Origin of the sequence: Flavonifractor sp. An92 (genome assembly GCF_002159175.1) — a bacterium.
Lineage (GTDB): Bacteria > Bacillota > Clostridia > Oscillospirales > Oscillospiraceae > Pseudoflavonifractor_A.
In genome coordinates this window covers 1-8,604 of the sequence record NZ_NFGZ01000049.1, presented here as the reverse complement: position 1 = coordinate 8,604, position 8,604 = coordinate 1, and the positions used below count along the sequence as shown (strand labels likewise).

The following is an 8,604-nucleotide window of genomic DNA, read 5'->3' as shown; positions in this document are numbered from 1 at the left end:
CCGAACTGTTTCACATACTCCCGGAGGAATTTTTCCTGTAAGTGGGAGTGCTCATCATCACAGAGATCGAGATAATCCCATACCAGCTGCCGCCACTCTTGCCCCAGCATTCCCAGGGCGAACACGGCAAAACTTCCGGGGAGCGCGCACTGCTCATCGCTGAGATTGGTGTACTGCTCATATTGCCGCATGGCAAGCCGGGCGTACCGTTCCATCAGGGGGTGGAGGCCGGGGTACTGCACGGCACAGGCAAAGAGCTGGCTTACTCCCTTTTTGGGCAGTCCTGTGATGGGCAGATACCTCTTTTCCGGCCCTTTGAACTCCACCGCATAGCTGCGGGGAAAATTCTCCTGCGAAAGAACCTCACACAGATAGTCCAGCACTTCATGGCAGCATTCCTCCGTGTTGTCCCTGGCAGTAATACGGATCACAGCAAAGGCATCGTTGGCCGATGCAGTGAAGTGCTCTGTTTTCCGTTTTTGCAAAGAGATCGGCAGCCTGCCGGTCCCATGTTCCCGGAGCTTTTTCACCATATCAGGACGGACTTTCTCCACCAATCCAAAGAGGTAATTGGTGTCCAGATACTGAAAGTCCATACCATATACCTTATAGCTCACCGCCACATAGCAAGCGAAACGCAGCAGCGGCTCCGGGACCTCCTCTGCACGGATACCTGGTTTCAGGGAATACTCCCGATCCCAGAAGTGGTCATCTTCATTGCCCGTCACGACAAAATACTTCTCCTGCAGCTCCCGTTTCAGCATATCAAGTAGATGGTGGTCAATTTCACCCCACCGGCTCTGGCGGCGCAGGTTTTCGCTGAAGGCGATGGCCTTTTCCGCGTCAAGGGTCTCAGCCCGCTGCGCTTCGGTCCATGTCCGAAGCAGTTGCCACACCTCAAAGGGCGCGCCTTCGCTGCTGACCACGACCGGTGGCCAGAGGGAATCAAGCCGCGTGATTCTCCCGTCAATGGCATCCTGGATGCACTGGTCAAAGAGCGGCTGCAGTTCCTCCTGTACCTCTGGCTTCATCCAGTAACAGCGCCCGTCCGCACTATTTCGTTTTGGTAAACTCATATCAGGCCACCTCTTTCCGAACAATAAAAAATGCCCCGCGACACCCTGTCATTTGGACAGGCTGACGCAGGGCGCGAAAAGGCCGCACAGAACCAAGACCTGTATCCCAAGGCTCTGTGTCTGACGATATTCTGCTGTCTTTCCCGTCCGCTTGGACATGGGTACTCATCTCTAGCCATTTGCTTTCACCTGCCGCACATCCTCTTTTACCCGCTCCATCTCGTCCACCAGAGCCCTGACCTGGAACTCCACCATGTCCTCCGCCACTTCTGGAAACAGGAAGGGCATAGTGTCCGGAATGGCCTTGTGCACCATCATCATGCTGAGGGCCAGATTGCCAAACAGCCGGGGATCAATACTGTCCACAGGGAGGCCAAAGATAGAAAGCAACTTCCCATAAAAACTGACTTGGTCCTGTCGGAATGCCTGAAAATTCTCTTCGGAAAGGCAGCGGCGCGCCTGCTGCTCCTCCTCAATGGACAAAACAGCAACTCCGCTTTCGGCCCCGTAGCAACAGTTTTTCAAAAAGGTCTCCACTCCCGCCCGCCAACTGAGTCCAGGGTCTTCCATCAGGGACCTTGCATAGTCCAGCAGCCTGGGCTGCTGGTACCGCAAGGCATGGAGCACCAACTCCTCCTTGGATGAAAAGAAACTATAGAAGAAAGTCTTGGAAATGCCCACCTTTTTGCATAGAACATCAATGCTGCTGTGGATCAGACCTCGGTCCGCGATACACCGGATCATGGTGACCATCAGGGCTTCCTTTACCTGCGCCCTCTCCTCATCAGAATACGCCTTTCTTGCCACAAGCCGTCACCGCCCTATATAAATAATGAAATTAAAAAATAGTCTTTATTTGTATTATAGCGAAACTTAATTGAAATGCAAGACTGTTCACAAAAATAAGTCCCCCGGTGCAACACACCGGGGGCATAGTAGGATGCGTTTGAGATGTCAGAGTAATCTTTGCTAATGCCTGCACAGATAAACCGCCGAAAACTTTGCTCTCGTATTTACCAAAAGAGGACAATGTGATATATTAACTACATACACATATCGTATGACAGGACGGTGATTTTATGGCCGCTGTGCGTCCAATCGTAATCTACTCCCGAAAATCTAAATTCACCGGTAAAGGGGAGAGCATCGAAAACCAGATTGAAATGTGCAGGCAATATATCCGGCTGCAGTTCGGAGACGATGCCGCAGAGCAGGCCCTGGTATATGAGGATGAGGGCTTCTCTGGTGGCACGCTGGAGCGTCCCCAATTCAAAAAAATGATGGCCGATGCAAAAGAAAAAAGTTTCCGTGCCATCGTTGTCTACCGCCTGGACCGAATCAGCCGCAACATCGGCGATTTTGCCAAACTGATCGAGCAGTTGAACAAGATGAAGATCGACTTCATCTCCATCAAGGAGCAGTTTGACACTTCCTCCCCTATGGGGCGGGCCATGATGTATATTTCCTCGGTTTTTTCCCAGCTGGAACGGGAAACCATTGCCGAGCGCATCCGCGACAATATGCATGAGCTGTCCAAAACAGGGCGCTGGCTGGGCGGTAACACCCCCACCGGCTATGAGTCGGAGAGTGTCTCCCATGTGACCATCGACGGCAAGACCAAGAGGGCCTGCAAGCTGAAGATTCTCCCGGAGGAGATCGGCATCGTCAAGTTGATCTACGACAAGTTTCTGGAAACCGGCTCGCTGACAAAGACGGAGACATATCTGCTGCAGAATGGCTATACAACAAAAAACGGCAAACAGTTTACCCGCTTTGCCGTCAAGGGGATTTTGTCCAATCCGGTTTATCTGATTGCCGATGAATTTGCTTATGACTACCTGACGAAAAGTCATGTCGACCTCTTTGCTGAGCAAAGCGACTTTGATGGTGTCCACGGCATCATGGCCTATAACCGCACCTTACAGCAGCCGGGTAGAGCCCACCAGATCAAGCCAATGGAGGAGTGGATCGTGTCGGTGGGCAAGCACCAGGGCGTCATCGAGGGGAAGGCATGGGTCAAGGTACAGACGATTTTGGAGCGGAACAAATCCAAAAGCTACCGCAAGCCCCGCAGCAATGTGGCCTTGCTCTCCGGCCTGCTTGTCTGCGGCAACTGCGGCGAGTATATGCGCCCCAAACTGTCCAAGCGCCGGAATACAAAGGGCGAGTTTATTTATACCTACCTCTGCTCCATGAAGGAGCGCAGTCGGGGCCATGTCTGCAACATGAAAAACTGCAACGGCAACATGTTAGATGCCGATATTATAGAGCAGCTGAAGCATTTAAGCGAAGACGGCTCCGATTTTATCCGTCAACTGGAGCAGAGCAAGCGGGCGCTGCTGGGCAACCGGCAAAGCTATGATGCGGAGATCTCCAACTTGGAGTCCGAGATCGCCGCAAACGAGGAGGAGATCAAGGGCCTTGTCTCTGCCCTGGGAAAGTCCTCTGGTACCTCTGCTGAAAGTTATATTATGCAGCAGATCGATGAACTGCACAAGAAAGGCGAGGGCTTGAAGCGGCATTTGGCGGAGCTGAAAGAACTGACCTCCAGCCATGCCTTGGCGGACATTGAGTTTGACCTGTTAGCGCAGATGCTGTCCACATTCAAGGACACCGTTGACAAAATGACGGTGGAGCAGAAGCGGGCAGCCATCCGTACCTTTGTCAAGGAGATCATTTGGGATGGGAGGGACGCCCATGTGGTGCTGTTTGGCTCGGAGTATGAATACGAGTTTCCCAAGACGCCAGCGGGCATAGGGAAACAAGTCGCAGGCAGTAAAACAGAGGAAAATCTTGAAGGAGCGGCGGAAGGAGGGCTTGCGGAGCCGTTAGGTGAGGATAGCAAATGAGATCCTGATGTATTTCCGCTCCCAGCGCAAGCTCCAGGGCGAGGTCTCCCTGTCCGACTCGCTGGATGGAGAGGGGGAGGGGGGATCTCTGTCCATTCTGGACACCATCCGGGTGGACGACACCATGCTGGAGGATCTGGATGCCCGGGACTCCTGCGCCCGGGTGCGGCAGTGCGTGGCCCGCTGTCTGGACGAGCGGGAGGCCATGGTCATCGACCTGCGCTACGGCCTGAGCCGGGAGCAGCCGCTGACCCAGCGGGAGATCGCGGCGAAATGCGGCATCAGCCGTTCCTATGTATCGCGCATTGAAAAACGCGCCCTGGAAAAACTGCGGGCGGCTATGGAGACGGGGGCATAGCGGGTGCTGCGGCGGGGCATACTGAGGGTGCCAGGGCAGAAAAAATAGACAAATTCTGAAATCTAATATTCAGAATTATATTACATGCTTTCGTTGACTATCTATCCTGGTTGTGCTATACTTGATTCAAGGGGAGGAGAACCTCCCACCACTTTTTTCAGAATCGTCAGGTGAATTATATGAGCCAGGAAAACATCCTTCGAGGCGATCCGTCCGCCCTGTATTATCATAAGAAGGTGACCCGCCGGGAGCGGCTGGGAGAGAAGGGCCGCGACCCCTATGACGGCCTGCGTCCCTGGTCGGCCATCACCCATGGCCTGGGCGCACTGCTGGGCGTGTTCGGAACGGCGGCGCTCCTCCTGCGCTGCGCCGAGCTGGGGGCCAGCAAGTGGCATTTCATCTCGTTTTTGATCTACGGCCTCTCCATGGTGGCCCTCTATACCGCCAGCACCCTCTATCACTGCGTCAATACCAGCGTGAAGGGCCGCATCGCCCTGCGGAAATTCGACCACTGCTCCATTTACTTCCTCATCGCCGGGTCCTATACCCCCATCTGTCTGGTGGCGCTGCGGGAGGACGGGGCCTGGGGCTGGGGCCTGTTCGGGGTGATTTGGGCCCTGGCGCTGGCCGGCCTGGTGCTCACCCTGGTGTGGATCAACGCCCCCCGGGGGCTGACCTCCGGCGTGTACCTCTTTATGGGCTGGCTGTCGGTGGTTGCGCTGTACCCGCTGACCAAGGTCCTGCCGGCCACCGGCTTCTTCTGGCTGGTGTTGGGCGGCGTGCTGTACACCGTGGGCGGCGTGCTCTACGCCATCAAGTGGCCCGGCCGCAACAACCCCCGCTTCGGCTGCCATGAGATCTTCCATGTGTTCATCCTGCTGGGCAGCGTCTGCCACTTCCTGATGATGTATCAGGTGGTCACGGTCCTGTGACCGCTCTTTCAACAAAAACACCGCGCCCCCTGTGAGTCTGGCTCACAGGGGGCGCGGTTCATTCAGGCCGGACCGTTCCGGCAGCTATGGACGGGGTTTAGCAGCCGCAGCCACAGCCGCTGTTGTTACTGCTGCCGCTGTTGCCGCAGATGCTGCCGCCATTGCCGCAGCAGCAGCACAGGATCAGAATGAGCACGAGGATCCAAAGGCAGTTACCGCCCCAACCGTTGTTGCAACCCATAGATCGTACCTCCATCATAGAATCGGTGCCGTGAGGGGGAAGCCCCTCTCGCCGGTCACAGTCCATACTATGCGCGGAGAGGGCCGGGGTGACTGAAAAAACCGCCGGCCGGAATTCCGGTCGGCGGTTTTCAAGCAAGTCAGGAGATCCGCGCCACGGTGACGGCGCCGCGTGCCTGGTCCACGGTGGTCTTGTCCAGGGCGCCGGAGGCGATGAGGCGCTCCGCCAGGGTGGCAGAGCCGTCGGCCATCCGGGCGTCCAGGGCGAAGTAGGAGAGGTACGCCACCTGAGCCCGGAGGAAGGAGGCGCTGCCGCCGAAATACTGGGCCTCGCCCTGGGTGAGCACGCCGAACTCGGCGGCCTTGGAGAGAGCGGTCTGCCAGGTGAAGTCGGGGGAAGCGCCGGTATCGGTGTAGCCCAGGGCGCGCAGGAGGAAGGTCACATACTCCGGCGCGCCGATGAGGCGCTGGGTACCAAAGACAGGGTTGCCCGCCGCGTCGGGGCCCACGCCGGCGGTGTAGCCCTTGGCGTAGGCGTAGGCCACATAGCGCTGGGCCCAGTCGGGCACGTCCGAGAAGGGGCAGGCTCCGGTAAAGGACTGTGCGGCCTTTTCCTCCCCGATGAGGCGGAGGAACATGATGACGCCCTCCACCCGGGTGGGGGCTACCTCCAGGTCGTAGCCGGAGCCGTAGGCGGTTCCGGTCCCGGCGAAGAGACCCATCTGAGCCAGGGCGTCGGCCAGGGCGTTGTAGTCGGTGGAGGTGCTGGCGGACAGCGAGGTTTTGCCCTCCAGGCTGACTACGGCGGTGTCGCTGGTGACCGAGAGGACCGCGGTTGTGTTTTCGGCGGCCAGATAGCGGTGCCGGGCGGTCAGCGCGGAGCCGGAGGTCACGGTGGTGCCCGCCGTCACGTCGACCACTGCGCCGGAGGCAAAGCGGATGGAGGCCTGTCCGGACAGGAGCATCACGCCGGACCCGGTGGACAGGGTGATGGCGTCGCCCAGCTTGTAGCGGTCATCGGCCAGGCCGCTGGAGCCGCCGGAGGTACCGGTGTTCTGGACCACCCGGTCGTAGACGGCCTGGGTGCTGGTGTCGATGCGCTGCTGTGCCTGGCTGAGCAGGCTCTGGGAGTAGGTGCCGTTGAGGTAGCTCAGGGGCACCAGAGGGTCATCGGCCGCCGCTGCCAGGGAGAGGCCGGTCAGCAGCACGGCGGCCGAGAGGAAAAGCGGGATTTTTTTCATACTTCCTCCGAGATCATGTAGCTCAGGGTCAGGAGGCTGTCCGAGAAGTGGACGCTCTCCACCCGCACGTCAGACTGCGGGATCTTCAGCTCGGTGTTGGTAAAGTTCCAGATCCCCCGCACGCCGCAGGCCACCAGACGCTCGGCCATGGAGCTGGCCACATTGCGGGGCACGGTGAGGATGCCCACGCTGGCAGGGTGTTCGGAGAGGTAGTGCTCCAGCTCGTCGATGTGGAGGACTTCGGTACCGGCGATGACGGTGCCCACCAGCTCGGGGAGCACATCGAAAGCGGCGCAGAGGCGGAAGCCGCTGGACTCAAAGCGGAAATTCTCGATGAGGGCGCGGCCCAGGTTGCCCGCGCCCAGGATGACCGCGGTGTGCCCCTGGTTCATACCCAGGATGTCGGCGATCTCATTGAGGAGCTTATCCACGTTGTAGCCATAACCCTGCTGGCCGAATTCACCGAAGCAGGAGAGGTCCTGGCGGATCTGGGAGGCGGTCAGGCCCATGGAGCTGCCCAGCGCGCTGGAGGAGATCCGGACCACGCCGGACTGGTTCAGGTCGGTCAGATGTCGATAGTACCGCGGGAGGCGGCGGATGACAGCTTCCGACACCTTATGTTTTCTCATGGAACATCACGCTCACTTAGTCGAACAATTTTACCCTGCGGGGGAGGTTGATTTTATTCTATTGTATCGGATGCCGTCGGAGTTGTCAACTTGTCGACGGTCGCTTCTGAACTCTTCGGTTTTGAGGTCCGAAAAAAATTTTCGAAAATTTTGTCAAAACCCCTTGCCAAAGAGAAAAAAGTATGCTATATTATCTAAGCTGTCTGAGAGAGACAGCGAGAGATCCGGGTGTGGCGAAGTTTGGTATCGCGCCTGAATGGGGTTCAGGAGGCCGCTGGTTCAAGTCCAGTCACTCGGACCAAGACCGTATTCCGTAAGGAATACGGTCTTTTTCTTTTTCCAGATGAAACCTGCTCCTGGACTGCTGCCGCTCGGATTCCCTCTTGTCAAATGGGGGAGCAGGCGGTATGATAATGAATTACGAAAGGAGGCGGCTGCGATGAAGAAGCAACCTGCGGCGCGGGCCGCAGACAGCAGAGTATGAGAAGGCTCCTTCGTCTGCTGCTGGGGCTCTGCCTGACGGTGACGCTGCTGGTACTGGCAGCCGCGGGAGGCGTGGCGCTGCTGCGCTGGAGGGGGCTGATCCTGGAGCCGGAGCAGCGGGACCCCCAGGAGTGGGAGGTATTCGGCGTGGATGTGTCCACCTACCAGGGGACCATCGACTGGCCGGTCCTGGCCCGGCAGGGGGTGGATTTCGCCTTCATCAAGGCCACCGAGGGCAGCAGCCTGCGGGATGAGCGCTTTGCCGCCAACTGGGCGGGGGCGCAGGAAGCGGGGGTCCGGCCGGGGGCGTACCACTTTTTCAGCTACGACAGCCCCGGCGAGACTCAGGCAGAAAACTTTATCGCCGCCGTGCCGGTGACCGAAGGCGCGCTGCCGCCGGTGGTGGACATCGAGTTTTATGGGGACTATCTCCAGCAGCCCGCCGACGCGGAGCACACCCGGTCCATTCTGGACCCGCTGCTGGAGGCTCTGGAGGAGCACTACGGCGTCAAGCCCATCCTGTACTGTACCTACCGCTCCTACCAGCTCTACCTGGACAACGGAGCTTATGACGACTATCCCCTCTGGATCAGCAGTCCCACGATGGCGCCGCTGCTCCACGACTGGGATTTCTGGCAGTACAGCCACACCGCCCATCTGGAAGGCTACGACGGGCACCAGGATAAGATCGACCTCAATGTGTTCCGGGGCAGCCGGGAGGACTTCCTGGCGTTTGGCCTGCCGGACGGGGAGGAATAGGGCAGGGGGGGGGGGGGGGGGGGGGGGGCGGGGGGGG

8 protein-coding genes and 1 tRNA gene are annotated in these 8,604 nt (G+C 58.3%); 5 read left to right on the top strand and 4 right to left on the bottom strand.

Going from position 1 to position 8,604, the window contains the following annotated elements:
* Window positions 1-1,031: DUF6138 family protein (locus B5G43_RS16655; protein WP_087263305.1), on the bottom strand; the 1,031-nt coding region annotated here is incomplete at its 3' end.
* Window positions 1,032-1,247: 216 nt separating this feature from the next.
* On the bottom strand, window positions 1,248-1,829 hold the full coding sequence (locus tag B5G43_RS16650; RefSeq protein WP_242960655.1) for a TetR/AcrR family transcriptional regulator: 582 nt from the start codon (window positions 1,827-1,829) through the stop codon (window positions 1,248-1,250).
* A 326-nt stretch (window positions 1,830-2,155) separates the two neighbouring features.
* Here B5G43_RS16650 and B5G43_RS16645 point away from each other — a divergent pair, with 326 nt between their 5' ends.
* The 3 genes from B5G43_RS16645 (at window position 2,156) to B5G43_RS16635 (ending at window position 5,215) form a co-directional block, all read left to right on the top strand.
* Window positions 2,156-3,925, top strand: coding sequence for a recombinase family protein (locus tag B5G43_RS16645; protein WP_087263299.1), 1,770 nt, complete (start codon window positions 2,156-2,158; stop codon window positions 3,923-3,925).
* Window positions 3,909-4,283: a sigma-70 family RNA polymerase sigma factor gene (locus B5G43_RS16640; protein ID WP_242960653.1), complete on the top strand. Its 375-nt coding sequence runs from the start codon at window positions 3,909-3,911 to the stop codon at window positions 4,281-4,283. Before B5G43_RS16645 ends, B5G43_RS16640 begins: the two co-directional genes overlap by 17 nt.
* Window positions 4,284-4,462: 179 nt before the next feature.
* Window positions 4,463-5,215, top strand: a complete 753-nt coding sequence (locus B5G43_RS16635; RefSeq protein ID WP_087263303.1) for a hemolysin III family protein — start codon at window positions 4,463-4,465, stop codon at window positions 5,213-5,215.
* 380 nt (window positions 5,216-5,595) lie between these two features.
* On the opposite strand, the gene B5G43_RS16630 is transcribed toward B5G43_RS16635, so the two are convergent.
* Together B5G43_RS16630 and B5G43_RS16625 are read right to left on the bottom strand one after the other, a co-directional pair.
* Window positions 5,596-6,696, bottom strand: a complete 1,101-nt coding sequence (locus B5G43_RS16630) for a hypothetical protein (protein ID WP_087263296.1) — start codon at window positions 6,694-6,696, stop codon at window positions 5,596-5,598.
* Complete coding sequence (locus B5G43_RS16625) at window positions 6,693-7,325, bottom strand: redox-sensing transcriptional repressor Rex (RefSeq protein ID WP_087263294.1); 633 nt, start codon at window positions 7,323-7,325, stop codon at window positions 6,693-6,695. The genes B5G43_RS16630 and B5G43_RS16625 overlap by 4 nt, the downstream gene beginning before the upstream one ends.
* A 224-nt stretch (window positions 7,326-7,549) precedes the next feature.
* Here B5G43_RS16625 and B5G43_RS16620 point away from each other — a divergent pair.
* Window positions 7,550-7,626, top strand: a tRNA-Pro gene (locus B5G43_RS16620).
* 179 nt (window positions 7,627-7,805) lie between these two features.
* Window positions 7,806-8,567, top strand: coding sequence for a GH25 family lysozyme (locus B5G43_RS16615; RefSeq protein ID WP_087263293.1), 762 nt, complete (start codon window positions 7,806-7,808; stop codon window positions 8,565-8,567).
* Window positions 8,568-8,604 lie beyond the last annotated feature (37 nt).

What these genes read in the sequence shown, in the direction of transcription:
- B5G43_RS16645 (WP_087263299.1), top strand. Translation starts at nt 2,156, where the DNA reads ATGGCCGCTGTGCGTCCAATCGTAATCTACTCCCGAAAATCTAAATTC.
- B5G43_RS16615 (WP_087263293.1), top strand. Translation starts at nt 7,806, where the DNA reads ATGAGAAGGCTCCTTCGTCTGCTGCTGGGGCTCTGCCTGACGGTGACG.
- B5G43_RS16650 (WP_242960655.1), bottom strand. Translation starts at nt 1,829, where the DNA reads ATGGTCACCATGATCCGGTGTATCGCGGACCGAGGTCTGATCCACAGC.
- B5G43_RS16625 (WP_087263294.1), bottom strand. Translation starts at nt 7,325, where the DNA reads ATGAGAAAACATAAGGTGTCGGAAGCTGTCATCCGCCGCCTCCCGCGG.
- B5G43_RS16630 (WP_087263296.1), bottom strand. Translation starts at nt 6,696, where the DNA reads ATGAAAAAAATCCCGCTTTTCCTCTCGGCCGCCGTGCTGCTGACCGGC.
- B5G43_RS16635 (WP_087263303.1), top strand. Translation starts at nt 4,463, where the DNA reads ATGAGCCAGGAAAACATCCTTCGAGGCGATCCGTCCGCCCTGTATTAT.